An 18,344-nucleotide genomic window follows, 5' to 3' on the forward strand; every position below is an offset into this window, starting at 1 on the left:
GTTGAAAAACTATTATTTTTTAGAATACTAAAATTAATTTTTCATAAACCTATCAATTTTGTAGCTTTAAGACTCAAATATATAAATACGCTAGAATGGGAATTTTTGATCAAATAAAAAACAAACTCAGTCATGAGTTTATTGATATAGTAGAATGGTTAGATTATACAGATGACACCATTGTACATCGATTTGAACGTTATCAAAATGAAATAAAAAATGGTGCTCAACTTATTGTTCGTGAGGGGCAAACTGCAGTATTCATTAATGAAGGACAACTTGCAGATGTTTTTGCACCAGGGACATATACTTTAAATACGCAGAATTTACCCATTTTAGCCACATTAAAAGGTTGGAAATACGGTTTTAACAGCCCATTTAAAGCCGAAGTCTATTTTGTAAACACTCATTTATTTACCGATGAAAAATGGGGTACTAAAAACCCTATTACTTTAAATGATGATCGCTTTGGTTTGGTTGAAATTAGAGCATTTGGAACGTATGCTTTTAAGATTAATGATGCAGGTAAATTTATTATCGATGTTGTAGGGACAGATGCTAATTTTACGAACTTTGAAATCAATGAACACCTTAAAAGTTTAATTTCTACACGATTTACAGATACTATAGGCGAAGCCAATCTTCCTATAGAATTATATGCTGCCAATACAACCGAATTATCTGAAACTTGTCAGGAAGTAATGCAACCTGAATTTAATTCTGTAGGTATTTCTTTGGAAAAATTCTTTATAGAAAATGTTTCTATGCCAGAAGAATTGAAAAAAGAAATTTTTGAGTATAGCAGAATAGATAAGCTGGACTTAGATAAATTAACCAAATTTAAAACCGCCAAAGCTATTGAAGCCGCAGCCGCTAATGAAGGTGGTACTGCTGGAGCAGGAATGGGAATGGGAATGGGGTTTGTACTTGCACAACAAATGGGTGGTATGATGAATCCTATGGCTGGACAACAAGCCATTCAACCTCAGCATACTTCACCAGTTGCTCCACCACCAATGCCAGTACAAGTTCAATACTTTTATGCCAGTAATGGTCAACAAGCCGGACCCGTATCTTTTGATCAACTAAAAGCGTTATTTGCCAACAGAACCATTAATAAAGATTCATTAATTTGGAAACAAGGAATGGCAAATTGGACAGCATTAAAAGACATTGAAGAACTGAAATCATTTTTAGGTGGAAATACACCTCCTCCATTACCTGGAGTATAAATTTGTTTCGTTTATATTCACTAGATTTTCGGTGTTAGTATCTCTTGAACAGTACACTAAGCCGAAAATGATATTCATCTATGGAAGAAGAAAGAAAAGCAGTTTCAGAACAAAAGAAATCCTGTATTAATTGTGGTGCAGAATTAAAATATAAACCCGGTACTACAGAAATCACTTGCGAGTATTGTGGGCATCAAGAAACAATTGCCAAAGATGAAAGTGGTTTTAAAGAATTAGAACTTTTGCCTTATCTTGAAGAGATGGGTTCTCAATCCCACTCTGAAGAGATCATGATGTTGCATTGTAAAAATTGCGGTGCTAATCAACATATTGAAGAAAACTATAAATCCTTGCATTGTGTTTATTGTACAATGCCCTTGATTATTGAAGATGCCTATAAAGAAGATTGGATATTACCAGGAGCTGTTCTACCGTTTCAATTTGATCAAAAAAAATCACATCAAATCTTTACTGCATGGGTAAAAGGATTATGGTTTGCTCCTAATAATTTAAAAAAAGCGGCTTTAGATCCTCAAAACACCAAAGGGTTATACTTACCTTATTGGACTTTTGACGCCCAACTCTACGCTTCGTATACCGGGCAACGAGGTGACTATTATTATGTAAGTGTTCCATACACCACTACAGTAAATGGTAAAACCGTGCAAAGAACACGACAAGAACGTAGAACAAGATGGACCAATGTAAGCGGAAATATAAGTGGTTTTGTTGATGATACGTTGATCAAAGCTTCGCATCAAAGAAAAAACCCTATCCCCTCAAAAATATCGAATTGGAAACTTGATGCTCTCGAACCATTTAATACCAATTTTTTATCTGGATTTGTAACCGAAAAATATACTATTCCTTTAAAAGATGGTCATTTATCATCTACAAAAGAGGCTGAAAAAATTGCCACCTCCTGGGCACGGCGTGATATTGGTGGAGACACTCAAAGGGTTAGTGGAATTGATATGAATCTAAGCGAACAAACGTTTAAGCACATTTTATTACCTGTATATATTAGTGCCTATACTTATTCTGGAAAAAAATATAATTTTTTTATTAATGGTCAAACCGGAACCATCTCTGGTAAAAGACCTTATTCTTTCTGGAAGATATTCTTTTTAGTACTATTTATACTTATTCTAATAGCAATAGCGATAATGTTATCAGAATAATCGAGGCAATTTGTATCTTATTTTGGAAAGTTAAAACGAACTATTTCGTATATCTTCTCTTTACCTGTACTAGAGCATACATTTTGTTGAACTACCAGAGTAACTTTTTTTGTAGGATTAAAATGTTTCTGAAGCGCTTCAGTATCAACATAACTTTTTTCGAATACAAAAGTCATTTCCTGGCCTTCAGAAAACAAATTAGTGACTCCGGATCCAAATTTATTAATCTTATCCACCTTGATTTTTATAGCCGCCTTAAATGGTTTTTCGCATACTATTTTAGTCGTAAAGAATTCTATTACAGATCCACTAAAATATACTTTCTTAGATTCTGAACTATTATATTCCTCAGCATGCATATTCGTAATTTCATTATCCCAGGGATCTCCTAAACCTGGTATTTCAATTTTTGGTTTTCCCTCTTCAGTATTTTCAACCTTATCTTTCTCAGTGTTAAGGCTCGTATTTTCTTGCGCAACGCTATTTGTTTTACAAGAAAACGAAGCGATAAGGATTAAAATATATAAGAATTTGTACATCCTATAAAAATAAAAAAAGGGAGTCGATATATCAACCCCCTTTTTCTTAAAATATCAAAATTTCTTTTATTTATATACCTCTATTTCTTAAGTAATTTAAAAGTCAATTCTTCTCCTGATGCTTTTGATATTTTTACAAAATAGAATCCACTATTAAATCTAGAAGCATCCCATTCAAAATTTGAGCTCAGATTATTTCTTTGATATATCATATTACCAGTAATATTATAGACTGCAATAGATACTTTCTCTTGTGATTTAAAGTTATTTAAATTAAAAGTGAAACGATCTGAAGATGGATTAGGAGACACAACAGCAGTGTTACTTACATCTAATGTTGCTAATGTAGCAGGCTCAGATCCTGCAGTTTCGTTATCTCCTCCAGATATTGTTCCATATAGGTTAAATACTTGATCAACAGGTCGATCAGAAAAAATAGAACCAGTTGGTGTCCAATCAACAGCTCCTACACCAAATAGGTCAAACTCATCTCTAAATAAAGACTCCTGACCAAATGCAGCATTTTGAGAAGACCAAAACCATTGGGTTGCACCTGGGTTAAATGTTAAATTCACATAAACAGATATCCAGTAATTTCCACTTTCTAATATTAAAGGTTCTGGAAGCGCTAGATTTAGGTTTGTGTCGTTTGGATCAGATAGTGGAGCAATCTGCCCGCTATTATAAATCTCTTCTCCAGGAACTCCTGCATTATTTTCATAAACAACTACCGTTGCATTGGTAAGCGCTGGAGAATTATTAACCGCACCAAAAGCCAACACTCTCTCAATGGTCCATGTATCTCCCTCTGGGATGCTAAAATCATCTGCTGTGTTTAGTAAAGCACCAAAATCTGGGAAAAATTGAGATATAGAAGAACCTGCTCCTCCACCTTCTTGATTATAAATAGGAAGTTCAGAAACTGTAATTGTAAATCCTTCTGCTACTTCTTCATTACCAGAGGAAGCAAGAAGCACTATAGTAGCCTTATCTCCAATTTCTGCATTTTGTCCTGTAAACTCTATACTTAATGTATTGCCCTCTAGAGTAGCTGTAACCAGATCTGAATTAGTATTCTGTAATTCTACATTTATTGCGCCTCCGTTTGAATTAACAAATAAGCCATCTACATTTACCTCAAAACTTTCAAGTGAATTAATATCCGCTGTTACATCGTCTAACAAATACGCAACGCTTAAAGAAGACTCGGGTAATTGATTAAATATTGGGAATCTTGCACTAAACAAACCGTTACCATGAGCGGCTGCAGCAATAAAACCATCCTTACGAGTTGCAACTTCAGGAATCACATTATTACCGATAACAATGTTTTCTTTTCTCCAAACCGTATTACTACCATTTAATCTACTTGTAGAATACAATCCTGTACTTGTTCCGGCGAATACTCTCTGTACTCTTGCTCCTAAGAACCCTTGGCTACCTCCTAAAAATGCGGTACTTCTTACAGATGGGCCATCTCCTGTTCCGTCTCGGTTTTGCTCAAGATTACCACTGATATCGGTCCATGTTTCTCCTCCGTTTTCTGTAAGAAATAAACTTGGGATATTGTAGTTAGAATATGTAACAATTACTCGATCAGAATTTGACGGGTCTACATTTATATCAGTTACAAAACCAGATGGCAACCCTTTTCCTGTTGTTAAATCTACGGCTACCTGACCATCTACATTGGCATTATCCATTCTAAAAACGGTTCCGTTACTTGTTCCATAATACAATCTATTCGCAATAGGATATTTTGAAACGTCTAATGAAGAAATTGAAAAATCTCTTTGATTTGGGTCTGGGTTACCTGGAATCTCACTATTTTCTAAATTAACCCAATTTACTGTAGCATTAGAATTGTTGAATAAGGGAACCTCATCAAGATTATTATTTCTCCATATTCTTCTTCCTGCAGGAAGATACATGATATTATCATTATTAGGATCTAATACAAAAGGTGCAATAAATGCGAATCCTGATGCACCGGCAGGAGTAATTCTTGTAAATGCCTGCTCTACACCAGCTTCATCATAATTGAATCTAAAAATACTACCGAGCTGAGAAGATACATACCTTGTTCTTCCACCATCAGAAATAGCACTATATGATCCATCACCTCCAAAAAGATCTACCCATGGCTCAACACCATCAGTAGAATTTGTATACCAGGTACTATTATCCTGGAAACCCGCTGCTAAGTCATCACTATTTGCTTCAGGATCAAACGACACATGATATGGCTGAGTCGTTAAATACCCATTGCTTAAAGAAGTCCAATCTACTGGTTCTCCTCCACTCAAGCTGGTTGTAATATCTTCTGTAACAGAAACTCCTCCATCATGACCAGATAACACCTTGTTAGGATTTGACGGATAAAATACTAATGCATGCTGATCAGGATGTTGATCAGTGTATAAACCAAAGCTATTACCATTAGCAGAAGTATATCCTCCAATCCAACTCTCAGGGCCTACTGGTGTAGTAAAGCCATCCATTGATCTATATAAATTAGTTCCTCCTATGAAAACCATATTAGAATCTGCCGGGCTTACTTTTACTAGCATATCATACCCGCCTTGAATATTGTAAACTCCTCCTCTTGATCCAAAATTAACTGGAAGGTTTACAGTAAGATCGGTCCATTTTTCTTCTGCCGCAGCATCATATTTGAATAAAAATGACTGTGGTGTATTATTACCCCTATTAGCCATAAAGAAATATACAATATTTCCATTAGAAGGATCAGATCCCATAACAGTTCTAAGAAACTGCGCTGGTATAAAATCAGGGTTTATCTTTGTCCAAGTATCCCCGTCAGAAGAGGTAAATATACCATTATTCACTTCACTATTATCATCCATTGTTGCATAGATCTGCCCTGTTGCAGTGATATGAACTTCTGCAAGAGTACTCGTACCCCCCTCTAACACTTGTGTAAAAGTACGTCCGCCATCTTGTGATCGCTGTATACCCGTGTAAGAAGCAAGATAAACATCTCCAGTAACCGGATGTATTTCAATTGAATTAATAAGGTCGAAATTAGAATCGGTAGTAGGGTCACCATCATCTGTACTTCTTAATTTTTCCCAGGTACGTCCACCATCACGTGATTTATACACACCTTCTCCTCTAAAGTCAGCACCGCCATCTCTTGCAGAGTTTCCAATAGTTTCTCCAGATGCATAATACCATGTAAAACTTTTTCCTGGTCTTGGATCTTGAACAATAGCGGTAATACTTGGATTTTGGAAACGTCTTGTTACTTTTCTCCAAGACTGACCTCCATCTTCAGATCTCCATAATCCTCCAGAAACACCTCCTGCCAGAATTACGTTTTCATTGGTGCGATCAATGGCCAAGGCCCTCGTTCTACCCCCTACATTCCAAGGTCCTCGATTTTTCCAATACGAAAAACGACCTCTACTAGAAGATTTTGCAGTAGTAGCTAATGACTTTCTCGATACATCGCTCACCTTAATTTTATCAGAAAATTTTACTTCTGCTTCACGAATGCCTTTCGGAACCAACCCTGTATTTGGGTCTACTAATAGTTGCCTCTCATATTCTATCCTTGCCTTTAGGTTTTCACCTACTCTTTGAGGTTTAGACGATCGCGACGTACCTGACTTGCTTTCATAAAGTTTTTGAGACTGTCGATAAACTTGTTTACCGTTAATTTGGTCTTGTTGAACTGTAATACCTGACTGTTGGGCATTAGAAGTAATAGTCCCCAACAAAACTACTCCCCAAACAGATAGTTTGAGGTAACATAGAATTTTTTTCATTTTTTAAGCTGATTTGTGAATAGTCGATAAATCTAGCTCAATTTTTTACGTTTTTTCTTAAAAATTTTTAAAAATTACTGTTAAAAATTAGTTTTTTTCTAACAAAACCTCAAGATTTTGGGTAATTACATGACAGATGTCTTTCTCTACAACTACGGGATCAGTTATTTTGGTTTGATATCCATTTTTACGAACTTCAATGATATAGGTTCCCACGCGCTCATAAGCTCCAAAAAAAGTATTATTTCCTGAAAAACTTGTAAGGGTTTCTTTATACTCTCCGTCGGTAATAATTACCTCTACTCCTTCAACCAAAAACATTTCATCTATTGCATCTTTTACTCTTACTTCTATGCCTGGTCTAGCCTCTAGTGTGCAAAAAATTGGGTCCTCGGTTTTATCATCATCATTATTACAAGCCCAAAAGGCTATTACTATGCTAATAAAAACTAATCTCTTCATCTAACTATAAATAATACATTAATACTTGTATAAAAGATGTGTTTTAAAAGATAGGGTTGCGTTATTTTAACTTTTTTAGGAAATATATTCTTTATAAACAGCAATAGGAATTAAGGCTGTCCATCCACAAAAATCTTTTTTTGCTGGCATACCATATGAGATCAAATCGGGAGAATAGTTTTCCCAAAAAGTACCTGTTGCTACAAATACTTCGGCTACAGAGGTGTAGATTTTTTGGGCCAATCGTTTAGCCAAATCATTTTGTTCACAAACTGTTAGCCCCTTTAAAACCATATAAGCTGTTGGTGCCCATACACCACCTCGCCAATAATCTCCCCACCCTTTATAATCTATATCATCTGCAGAAAGTGCGGGCAGTGGAGTACGTCTTCCAAATTCTTTTGGGTTTTCGAGATGCGCTAAAAATGATTCCATTCTATCTTTGGGAACTATTTTTCCTAATAATGCCCAGTACATGCCTATATGTTTCCGTGGAATTTGTTTCTCAAAACCTAAATCATAATATATTTGATCTTCTTCATTCCAGCATAATTCATTAACGGCTTTGGCTATATTTTCATGAATTTTAGAATACCTATCTATATCATTAGATGCATCTATGCTTTGAGCTATTGTTTTGAGTTGATCGGCAAACATTGCCATTTGACAAGAGAAATCTACTAACCTGCCTTGTTTGTTCCACAGGCCTTGCAAAGTTTTTGGGTATTCTGCAACAAATGTGTTTAACTTCACCTCTCCGGGAGCACTCATTTTTTCTAATTTCTCGCCTAATTCATGATGGGTCATACCATTACCATCATTGTCCCAACCTTGAGGGTACCTCTGAATATTATCCATCCCCATTCCTAAGGTATCGGCATAAAACAGATGATCATCCATCTGATACGTCGCTACCAAAAACTCAAAGTTCTTTTTTAGAATTGGATACACCTTCTTTAGCCGTTCTTTGTCTTTTGTAACCGAATATATCTCTAGTTCGGCAAATGCTAATAACGGAGGGTTTATTGAAACCGGGTGATCTTTTGACCAAAGTGGGGATCCATCATGGCGATATTCTCTGCAGATGTACCCATCTTTTTCCATTTGCTCATAAAAATTATCTAAAGCTTGGTACACGGGCAGTTCATCCAAATGATATTTTGCAAAGCATACCATAAAACAAGTATCCCAAAGAAAAATGTTCTGAGAAAATGCGGCATCGATAAAGGGTTTTTTAAAAAACACTTCACTGTCTCCTCCTCGTACTTTGGCTTTTGTAATTTCTAGAGCCTTATCATACATCTGTTTTGATACTTCTGGAGTAACCTTAAATTCTGAAGGACAATCCTTATTCGCTTTTTCTTCAGTTTTTTTACTTTCAGTTTTTGTAGTACAGCCATATGTTCCCGCCAAACCTATGGTACCCGCTGCAATACCGATTTTTTTTGTGAATTCTCTTCTTTTCATGATAAGCCCATTAATTTCCAGAAAGTTACGTAATAGATGGTATTCAACAAAAAAAGCACCCCATGATGGAGTGCTTTTAACTATTTTATAAGAAATACAATCTACAAATCGAATTTGATTCCTTGTGCTAATGGCAATTCTGTAGTGTAGTTTATTGTGTTTGTTTGACGTCTCATATATACTTTCCAGGCATCTGATCCAGATTCGCGTCCTCCTCCGGTCTCTTTTTCACCACCAAAAGCACCACCAATCTCGGCCCCTGAAGTACCAATATTTACATTAGCAATACCACAATCTGATCCTGCATGCGATAAGAAACGCTCAGCTTCTCTTAGATTATTGGTCATAATCGCAGATGATAATCCTTGAGCAACACCATTTTGCACGTCGATTGCATCTTCTACATTTCCGCTATATTTTAAAAGATACAATACCGGAGCAAAAGTTTCATGCTGTACGATCTCAAAAGAATTATTAGCTTCTGCAATGGCTGGTTTTACATAACATCCGCTTTCATATCCTTCTCCAGAAAGTACACCGCCTTCGACAACGATATTTCCACCTTCTTGTACTACTTTTTCGAGCGCATTTTGATATCCTTTTACCGCATCTGTATCAATTAATGGACCTACATGATTATTTTCATCTAACGGATTACCAATTCTTAATTGCCCATAGGCATCAACCACTGCTTTTTTGACTTTGTCATAGATAGAATCATGAATAATCAATCTACGTGTTGACGTACAACGTTGACCTGCAGTACCTACAGCACCAAAAACAGCTCCAATTACTGTCATTTTGATATCAGCATCTGGAGTAACTATTATGGCATTGTTTCCTCCAAGTTCTAAAAGAGATTTTCCTAAACGTTGTCCAACGGTTGCTGCTACGATTTTACCCATTCGGGTAGATCCCGTTGCCGAAACTAAAGGAACACGTTTATCTGTAGTCATCATCTCTCCTACTTTATAATCGCCATTGATTAGACATGAGATTCCTTCAGGTAAATTATTTTCTTTTAACACTTTAGCGATAATATTCTGACATGCAATTCCGCATAATGGCGTTTTTTCACTTGGTTTCCAAACACAAACATCACCACAAATCCATGCTAATGCTGTATTCCAGGACCAAACAGCTACCGGAAAATTGAATGCAGAAATAATCCCAACAATTCCAAGTGGGTGATATTGCTCATACATTCTATGACCTGGACGCTCTGAGTGCATTGTTAACCCATGCAATTGTCTTGATAACCCAACAGCAAAATCACAGATGTCGATCATTTCTTGTACTTCACCAAGACCTTCTTGATACGATTTTCCCATCTCATAAGAAACTAGTTTGCCTAGAGGTTCTTTAAGTTTTCTCAGCTCTTCTCCAAATTGTCTTACGATCTCTCCACGTTGCGGAGCAGGCATTACTCTCCATGATTTAAACGCTTCTGATGCTGTTTGAATTACTTTCTCATAATCATCTTTTGTAGTAACCTCTACTTTACCGATTAGTTCTCCATCTACCGGTGAGTATGATGAAATTGTTTCTTGAGAAGAAAACCAATTTGCTCCTGTTGAAGTTCCTTTATTATGATCTGAAACGCCTAATTGTTGAAGCGCTTCCTGAATACCAAAATCTACTATTGTTGCCATAATGTTTGTTACTTTTAAAAATGTAAAGATACTGTGTTTTGAAGATAAATTAAATTTTGATCGATTCTAAAGTTAATTTTGAATGAATTTTTAAAAAACCTTACATAAAAAAATCAATTTAGCAAAAAAATAAAGTTTTATAGATTGATTTGATTTAATCAAATGCAACCATTTCTCCGGTTTCTCCTAGCTCCCATTTGATGTCAATTCCTGATTGAAACATTTCTTTCAGAGCGGGCATACTCTCTTTTGTGACTCCTTCAGAATAACCACTTATTTTCTTTAGGTTTTTAAGATTGATAAATACTTTGGCGTTCACTTCAAATTCGGCAAAAAAATGTAACTCTTTTAACTTGAGCAGATCGGCAATTGCATCAATATCTTCTTGCTTTTTTGGATCTACGTAAAGGTATTTCAGCTCTTTTAGGTTTGATAAGGCTATATTTACCTTAGACATGGTATAGCATGAATATAGATTTAAATATTGAAGATTTTTTAACCCTGATAAAGGCGTAACATCTTCAAAATCATTTGATTCTAGCTCAACAAGATACAACCCCCTAAGCATTTTAATAGGTTCTAACGTCTTCAACCCCATGCTTGAGGCAAAAAGAGCTTTCAATTGGGTCATTTCTTGTAGGTCATGCCTTGTTGGTGGATCAAAAACTACATTAGGATAATTGTTCTTAAAATATGCTGAAGTAACCATACCTAAACATCGCGTAACCACACTATTAAAAAGTTCATGTCTTTGTATATGAAGGTTTATTTGTAGTATATGTTTCCAGGTATCAGATAATGCTTTCCACCAATCTGTTAATTCTTTTTCTGAATATTCAGTATTCACCGCCGCAGGCTCTAGTAGAAATTTTCTGTTTTTTATGTACTTTGGAACATAGTCCTTTGCATAGTACCCCTCAAAAGAAAAGGCTGCAGACTCCCACTCAGAACCTTCGATAACATGCGAAATAATATGCCGTTGCTTAACCGTAATTTTTAATGTATATGATGGATTAGGGTCCTCTTGATGAGCCTCATATGCTTCTTCGGGAAAATCCCATGTTTCTTTATAGGTTAACCAGGCATCTAAACGATCAAACCAATGTGGATAGTTTTTATGGTCTAAAACCTCAACAGATTCAATATATTTTTCTATTTCTTCACAAAATTTAGAATACTCGGGTTTTAATGTAATATGATGTCGGGTTTCCTCTTCTATCCCCATTGCCGAGATCTCCTTGCCGTTATAACTCCAATCTCCTTGATTTTCAATATTTTTATATTCTTCTTCTGTAATATCTATAGACTTACCATAACAAAACTCTTTTAATGGATTAAGTTCTGCCCTTAGCTCTTCGGTGATTAATTTATTAGCCTCTTCTTGAGTGATTGGATACTGTTGCCAACCTGCATTATAGATATATTCATTCTCGATACTGTTAAACTGCTCAAGTATGATCTGAAAAGCATAACTAAAATCGTCTCGTATAGGATGTTCATCAGGATGTATAATTTCTACTTCAACTTCAAGCGTGTTTTCTTCCTTTGAAAGAATATGAATGCGTACTAAACTAGACATAGGCTACCTGTTGCTTTTTAATGGATAAAATTGATCTTGTTGGTTATTCTTCAGAAACAAATCGTTTGTCCGTGGGCATCTCTGTACCACAATTATTGCAGGTTCTTAACGCCTTGCTTCCATAAAAATGTTTAAAGTGTTTCAGAAAGTCTTTTTCAATATCATTCAACTTAAAATACACCTCGTGTAGTTTGGTATTGCAATTATCACAAAACCACAATAGCCCATCTTCTGCTTCCTGATCTACTCGTTTTCTTTCAATCACCAAACCAATAGATCCCTCATGACGAACTGGAGAATGCGGCACTTTGGCCGGATGCAAATACATATCACCCGGACCAAGAGTCATGGTTTTCTTTTTTCCTTCTTCTTGAATATGCACTTCGATCGTACCTTCTAACTGATAGAAAAGTTCTTCGGTCTCGTTATAATGATAGTCTTTTCTGGCATTTGGACCTGCAACAATCATTACAATATAGTCGCCAGATTCTTTATATAAATTTTTATTGCCTACGGGTGGTTTTAGTGTGTCTCTATTTTCTTCAATCCACCGGGGAAGATTGAATGGTTTTTGAATCGCCATATATTACTTTTTAAGGAATATAAAAGTAAGGAATTGCAGAGGAAACTTTCTAAAAATTGAAGGAATGTTGTTGCTAAACTAAAAGAATAAAGCGAACCGAAGTTCGCTTATATTAAAAATTAACAACCGGTGTCTTCGTATTCTAAAGCTCCATCGGTTGGACACGGAATAGAACAGGATTGAGTAATCAATATCGGAAAAGAACTATTACCTGGTCTAAAAACGCAGGTGCAACAATCGTCAAAAATTGGAATAGCTCCTCCGGTTACAGATTTTTGTTCATTCTTGGTTAATTCTTTGACATTTTCAATGTTTAAAATTTTTTTCAGCATAACTTAAGTTTGATTTGTTAACGTAATTAAAGTTACGAAATATTATATTTCAATTCTTAATTTTTGAGAAATTAATACCTGAATATCAAGTGTATAACAAAAGTTGAGTGAGGGTTGTTTTTTTCATAACTTCATGACCTTTTTAAAAAAGAAATCGCTCAAACAAGATTTCTCCTGTAGAGCGATTCCCAACTAAATAACCAACCAAAAAATTTGTGTCGTAAAGTGCTACCTTACTTTTTATTTTTAAAGCTTTCTTAACTTAAGATCTGCTTTTTTTATTCTTTTTGTTTCGTTTTGGACTTTTTTACCGTTTTTAGAACTCTTGAATAATAAGTGTCCTCTTCCCTTAAATTGATACACCGTACCTGATCTTGGATGAAATAATTCTATTTCACTGTCATTAATAACGGATAACTCAAAGAATTCATTGTCCAAAAAGCTGTAATCAAGTGTTAAAGTTTTCCTATAAAAGTTATCTGCAATATCATAAACCTCGTAATGCCCTATATAATCGTAAAAGATATCATCAATAGGAATTCCGTTTGCATCTTCAGAACTTTTAAAATTATCTCCAGAACCGTAGTACAGGAATTTTAAATAGTTTTCGTTATCAAATTCATTAAGTACACCATATTCACTGGTATATACTTTTTCCCAGGTCTCATATTCCTGAAGAAAATAATGAATATTGTCATAAAATACCTTGTCATAATCAAAAGTATTTCTTTGATACCCGATCAAATAATAGCTTGTATTAGTAACCCCGTCATACAACTCGATTTGATTACTAGAAAGTTGAGTTACTCCAAGTCTATATACGCCATCAATGTCATGATTAACATCTACTTCTGAGCGATAGGCATCATAATACCCTACATCCAATCCGAAACCGTTACCATTACTTCCCATTCCTACCAAATTATTGTTGGCATAAAATGTTCCGTTCTTAAACGAAACTGTAAATGCTTTTTGCAAAAACGGAATCTCACCATTACCTTTTGTACGCTCGATATCTACATACCAAATTTCATACGTATTTAAAATTTCATCAAGAGTAACGATAGGTTCTTCGATATATACATCTTCTTCAATAATAACTTCTGCTACACAAGATGTTAATAGCATTGATCCCATTAGAATAACCGAAAGTAATTTTAGCGTTTTCATAAGCTGTGTGTTTTCAAATTCTCTAAGCATAAACCAAAACATGTGCCAAACTCACAACAAACTGATTGTCAATGCTTTAATTTAAGCTGTATTTTACCTATTTTTGAACCACAATCATTTTTATGGAAAAAAAATTAAAGTTTGCCGTTCTGGGTGGTGGTAGTTGGGCAACCGCCATCGTAAAAATGCTAACCAATAATCTAGATGAAGTAGGTTGGTATATGCGCAGTGTATATGCTTTAGAGCATCTCAAGAGGCAATATCACAACCCTAACTATCTTAGCTCTGTTGAGTTTAAAATAAACCAACTCAAACTTACAAATGATATTAATGAGGCTATTGAATATGCAGATTATCTCATTTTTGCAATCCCATCCGCATTTCTTCATACCGAACTAGAAAAGCTTACCGTTTCATTACAGGACAAAGTGATTTTTTCTGCCATAAAAGGGATTGTTCCAGAAACCGGTCTGATCGTAGGCGAACATTTTCATGATGAATATAATATCCCGTTTAATAATATTGGAGTGATTACAGGCCCTTGTCATGCCGAAGAAGTTGCCTTAGAACGTTTATCTTATCTTACCATAGCTTCTAATGATGAAGAAAAAGCCAAAATTATGGCAAATCACTTGAGTAGTGAATATATCAAATGCAAAACCAGTGATGATATTATTGGTACAGAATATGCCGCTGTGCTCAAAAACATCTATTCTGTGGCTGCAGGTATAGCTCATGGGTTGGGGTATGGTGATAATTTTCAGAGTGTATTAATGAGTAATGCCATTCGCGAAATGAAGCGTTTCATTAAAAAAGTACATAAAATGAAACGTAATATTAATAACTCTGCTTATTTAGGAGATTTATTAGTAACAGGATATTCTATTTTCTCCCGTAACCGAATGTTTGGTAATATGATTGGTAAAGGATATACTGTAAAAAGTGCTCAAATGGAAATGAATATGGTAGCCGAAGGATATTATGCCGCTAAAACGGCCTATGAGTTAGATGCAACCAAAGCAGCTAGAACACCTATCATAGATGCCGTGCATGATATTTTGTATGAAAACAAAAACCCTAAAAAAGTATTTAAAAAACTAGCTGATAAGCTAGATTAATTATTCTTATCTTCATAGCTCTTATTTTATATTGATTCTATGAAGCAACTTATTGAAACATTCTACACAGGTTTAAGCGAACTAGATCCTGATAAAATGGTGTCTTGTTATCACGACGATGTTGTTTTTGAAGATCCTGGGTTCGGAAAACTAGAAGGAGATCGTGCCAAAGGCATGTGGCGAATGCTTTGTAAAAATGCTACCAATTTCAAAGTCGAATTTTCTCAGGTCGAAGCAAATGAACAAAAAGGTTCAGCGCATTGGGAAGCTTGGTATTCGTTTAGTAAAACCGGAAGATCTGTCCATAATAGTATTGATGCCGAGTTTGAGTTTAAAGATGGTAAGATCATAAAACATACCGATCATTTTAATCTACATCGATGGGCATCACAAGCCATAGGATGGAAAGGCAAATTACTTGGTGGTACGGGGTTTTTTAAAAAGAAACTAATTCAGCAAACCAACAGAATGCTTGATAAATTTATGGCGAGCTCTGCTTAATCCTTTTTTATGAAAGAAGTTATCAAAGCATTTTATACCGCATTAAACAATCATGATGTAGATACTATGGTTTCTTATTATCATGATGAAATAATTTTTGAAGATCCCATTTTTGGTAAACTTGAAGGTGATAAAGCTAAAAAAATGTGGTATTGGCTTTGTGAAAACGGTAAAGATCTTACGGTAAAATTTTCAGACATAAAGGTAAATCATGATAAAGGTTCGGCCTATTGGGAAGCACGTTATACTTTTGGCGGCAGAAAAAGACCTGTTCTTAATCGTGTAACCTCCACCTTCGAGTTTAAAGATCGTAAAATTATAAAACACACTGATAATTATAGTCTACATAGATGGTCATCCCAAGCTATGGGCTGGAAAGGAAGAGTTATCGGAGGCTCAAGCTATTTTAGAAAAAAAATCCAATATCGATCCAATCGATTACTCGACAAATTTAATATTGATGCATAATCTATGGCTATGAAAGAATTAAAAATTGAGCAACCTTTAGTTTCAGTTTCCTGGCTTTCAGAACATCTAAATCATCCAGATCTCATTATTTTGGATGCAACCATTAAAAAAGCAGCAAATAATAGTAACGAAAAGTACCCAAAACTAAGGATAAAGAATGCTCGCTTTTTTGACATTAAAAAGGCCTTTTCTGATACCTCTACAGACATACCCAATATGCTATCCTCTCCCAAGGTATTTTCTGAAGCTTGTAAAAAATTAGGGATTAGCAATCATCATAAAATTGTGGTTTACGATAAAATCGGAATATACTCTAGTGCAAGAGTATGGTGGATGTTCAAAATCATGGGGCATCAAAATATCGCAGTACTCGATGGAGGTTTACCCGCTTGGCAGCAACAAAATTTAGCCATTGAACCCGAAACCAATGACAACACATACAATTTAGGTGATTTTAGAGCCTCATTTAATTCGAAACTTGTTGTGGATGCAAAAAAGGTCTTAAATGAAATCAATAATGAGTCCACCTTAATTCTGGATGCACGTTCTCCAGGTAGATTTACAGCTCAAGAGCCAGAACCTAGAGCAAGTCTTAAAGGTGGCCATATTCCAAACTCAATGAATTTGCATTACAAAGACATATTGCGAGATAGGCATATGCTTCCTGTAGATGAGTTAAAAGAAATTCTGGATGATTTTAATATTGAAAATAAAAAACTGATCTTTACCTGCGGATCTGGAATTACTGCATGTATTATTATGCTGGCAGCCAAGCTGGCTCAATATCATAATGTATCAGTGTATGATGGTTCCTGGAGCGAATGGGGGCAATTGAATGATGTACCTATCGAGTGTTAATTAAATTACGAATTATTACGTTACACAAACATGAAATATTTTTTTCTTTTACTCTTAGCTTCATTAGTACTGGCAAATACTGGTAATGCACAGGATAAAAAATTTGGTTTGAATGATTTCTATACCGATAATCCAGAATTAGATCATACTGTAGATTCTATTTATAACACTCTATCTCAAAAACAAAGAATTGCTCAAATGATCATTAGCTGTACAGGAGAGCTAGGTAAACCCGAAGCAGTGGTAAAAAAACTCGCCGAAGATGATATTATTGGTGGGGTTGTATTTTTAAAGGGAAGTAAGAAAACACATACCGAAACGATTGATGAACTCAATGCAATTTCAGAAAAAAATAAAACGCTGCCTCTTATGTTTAGTATGGATGCAGAACCCAGTTTATTTGCAAGTAGAATCAAAGGGGCACAAGATGTAGGTAAAACGATTGATATTAAAACCAATGCAAAATCAGATTCTGTAGTTACTATTATCAATCAAGAACTCAAAGAAATTGGTGTTCATCATAACTTCGCTCCCGTGCTTGACATTAGTCCGGGTAATGAAGCTATCAAATCACGAAGTTACGGCAACAATAAAGATTCTGTAATCAACCTAGCTAACCGATTTATTAAATGTACTCAAGAAGGTGGTATTATTGCTACAGCGAAACATTTTCCAGGTCACGGATTGGTCAAAGGGGATACACATAAACAAAGCGTATATATTGATGGCCCATTGCAAGAAGTGGATAATTACAAGCCTATAATTGCCGATGGAGTATTATCTATTATGATTGCTCATATTACGGTTATAAATAATGATGTATTTGGCACCAATGGGTTACCATCTAGTTGTTCCAGAAGAATAATAACCGATTTATTAAAAGACGGGATGTGTTTTGATGGTATTATAGTTTCTGATGCTTTAAATATCATGAAAGCAGTTACTATTTTGGATAATGCTCCCCTACTCGCTTCAAAAGCCGGTTGTGATATGATCCTTATGCCAAAAGACGAAGAAAAAACTATGAAATCTATCCTTGCCGAAATCGAAAATGATAAAGCCTACAGCGAACAAGTTATTCAATCGGTAAAAAAGATATTGCGTTTAAAGGTTTGTGCAGGAATGATTTAATTATAAATACCTGCAAACTATATCTTTAAAAACAATCCGTTGAGACTTGTCAATGGTCCCATGAAACACATGCTAAATACAATAGAATTAACTCCTAACCTAGCAAAATTACAAAGTCTCCAGATGTTAGGTAACTAACAAATTATTTGCCTTTGTCGTATTAGATTTGACATACCATCTTAAATATATGTGCTATGAAAAATCTAATTAAAATCTCTTTTTCTATAAAGATCTCCTCTGTAGATCCAATTTGAATTTTTCAAAATGATGTAGAATTCTG

At 35.1% G+C, this 18,344-nt stretch carries 16 protein-coding genes; 7 read left to right on the top strand and 9 right to left on the bottom strand.

All coding sequences use genetic code 11. The features are described 5' to 3' along the window. Positions 1–95: 95 nt before the first annotated feature. On the top strand, positions 96–1,232 hold the full coding sequence (locus JJQ60_RS13845; RefSeq protein WP_201921154.1) for an SPFH domain-containing protein: 1,137 nt from the start codon (positions 96–98) through the stop codon (positions 1,230–1,232). 80 nt (positions 1,233–1,312) lie between these two features. Beyond that, entirely contained in the window at positions 1,313–2,413 is a 1,101-nt protein-coding gene (locus JJQ60_RS13850; RefSeq protein WP_201921157.1) for a DNA helicase PriA, read from the top strand. A 17-nt stretch (positions 2,414–2,430) separates the two neighbouring features. Here the strand turns inward: JJQ60_RS13850 and JJQ60_RS13855 are convergent, their stop codons facing one another. From JJQ60_RS13855 to JJQ60_RS13895, 9 genes are all read right to left on the bottom strand, one after another. Then, complete coding sequence (locus tag JJQ60_RS13855) at positions 2,431–2,952, bottom strand: hypothetical protein (RefSeq protein WP_201921161.1); 522 nt, start codon at positions 2,950–2,952, stop codon at positions 2,431–2,433. An 80-nt stretch (positions 2,953–3,032) separates the two neighbouring features. Then, positions 3,033–6,743, bottom strand: coding sequence for a T9SS type A sorting domain-containing protein (locus tag JJQ60_RS13860; protein WP_201921164.1), 3,711 nt, complete (start codon positions 6,741–6,743; stop codon positions 3,033–3,035). Between the two features lie 87 nt (positions 6,744–6,830). Further along, on the bottom strand, positions 6,831–7,205 hold the full coding sequence (locus JJQ60_RS13865; RefSeq protein WP_201921167.1) for a carboxypeptidase-like regulatory domain-containing protein: 375 nt from the start codon (positions 7,203–7,205) through the stop codon (positions 6,831–6,833). 75 nt (positions 7,206–7,280) lie between these two features. Further along, the gene (locus JJQ60_RS13870) at positions 7,281–8,672 is read right to left on the bottom strand and encodes an MGH1-like glycoside hydrolase domain-containing protein (protein WP_201921170.1); all 1,392 of its coding nucleotides are present in this window, start codon (positions 8,670–8,672) and stop codon (positions 7,281–7,283) included. A 101-nt stretch (positions 8,673–8,773) separates the two neighbouring features. Then, positions 8,774–10,324, bottom strand: a complete 1,551-nt coding sequence (gene amaB / locus JJQ60_RS13875; protein WP_201921174.1) for an L-piperidine-6-carboxylate dehydrogenase — start codon at positions 10,322–10,324, stop codon at positions 8,774–8,776. A 154-nt stretch (positions 10,325–10,478) separates the two neighbouring features. Continuing rightward, a complete protein-coding gene (locus JJQ60_RS13880; protein ID WP_201921176.1) occupies positions 10,479–11,903 on the bottom strand; it encodes a leucine-rich repeat domain-containing protein in 1,425 nt (474 codons plus the stop codon). 43 nt (positions 11,904–11,946) lie between these two features. Continuing rightward, a complete protein-coding gene (locus JJQ60_RS13885) occupies positions 11,947–12,486 on the bottom strand; it encodes a 3-hydroxyanthranilate 3,4-dioxygenase (RefSeq protein WP_201921178.1) in 540 nt (179 codons plus the stop codon). Between the two features lie 119 nt (positions 12,487–12,605). Then, a complete protein-coding gene (locus JJQ60_RS13890) occupies positions 12,606–12,818 on the bottom strand; it encodes a hypothetical protein (protein WP_201921181.1) in 213 nt (70 codons plus the stop codon). Between the two features lie 246 nt (positions 12,819–13,064). After that, positions 13,065–13,988, bottom strand: coding sequence for a nicotinic acid mononucleotide adenyltransferase (locus JJQ60_RS13895; protein ID WP_201921184.1), 924 nt, complete (start codon positions 13,986–13,988; stop codon positions 13,065–13,067). Between the two features lie 122 nt (positions 13,989–14,110). On the opposite strand from JJQ60_RS13895, the gene JJQ60_RS13900 reads away from it, so the two are divergent. Genes JJQ60_RS13900 through JJQ60_RS13920 form a run of 5 tightly spaced genes read left to right on the top strand, consistent with a single transcriptional unit; the run spans position 14,111 to position 18,064 of the window. Continuing rightward, positions 14,111–15,106 (top strand): NAD(P)H-dependent glycerol-3-phosphate dehydrogenase, encoded by a 996-nt coding sequence (locus JJQ60_RS13900; protein ID WP_201921187.1) that lies wholly within the window; start codon positions 14,111–14,113, stop codon positions 15,104–15,106. Positions 15,107–15,145: 39 nt separating this feature from the next. Further along, positions 15,146–15,607, top strand: a complete 462-nt coding sequence (locus JJQ60_RS13905) for a nuclear transport factor 2 family protein (protein ID WP_201921189.1) — start codon at positions 15,146–15,148, stop codon at positions 15,605–15,607. A gap of 9 nt (positions 15,608–15,616) precedes the next feature. Continuing rightward, complete coding sequence (locus JJQ60_RS13910; RefSeq protein ID WP_201921192.1) at positions 15,617–16,075, top strand: nuclear transport factor 2 family protein; 459 nt, start codon at positions 15,617–15,619, stop codon at positions 16,073–16,075. A 9-nt stretch (positions 16,076–16,084) separates the two neighbouring features. After that, entirely contained in the window at positions 16,085–16,933 is an 849-nt protein-coding gene (locus JJQ60_RS13915; RefSeq protein WP_236669124.1) for a sulfurtransferase, read from the top strand. A 30-nt stretch (positions 16,934–16,963) separates the two neighbouring features. Next, positions 16,964–18,064, top strand: a complete 1,101-nt coding sequence (locus JJQ60_RS13920) for a glycoside hydrolase family 3 N-terminal domain-containing protein (protein WP_201921195.1) — start codon at positions 16,964–16,966, stop codon at positions 18,062–18,064. The last annotated feature ends 280 nt before the right edge of the window (positions 18,065–18,344 follow it).

Source organism: Aquimarina mytili (assembly GCF_016735115.1).
Taxonomy (GTDB): domain Bacteria; phylum Bacteroidota; class Bacteroidia; order Flavobacteriales; family Flavobacteriaceae; genus Aquimarina; species Aquimarina mytili.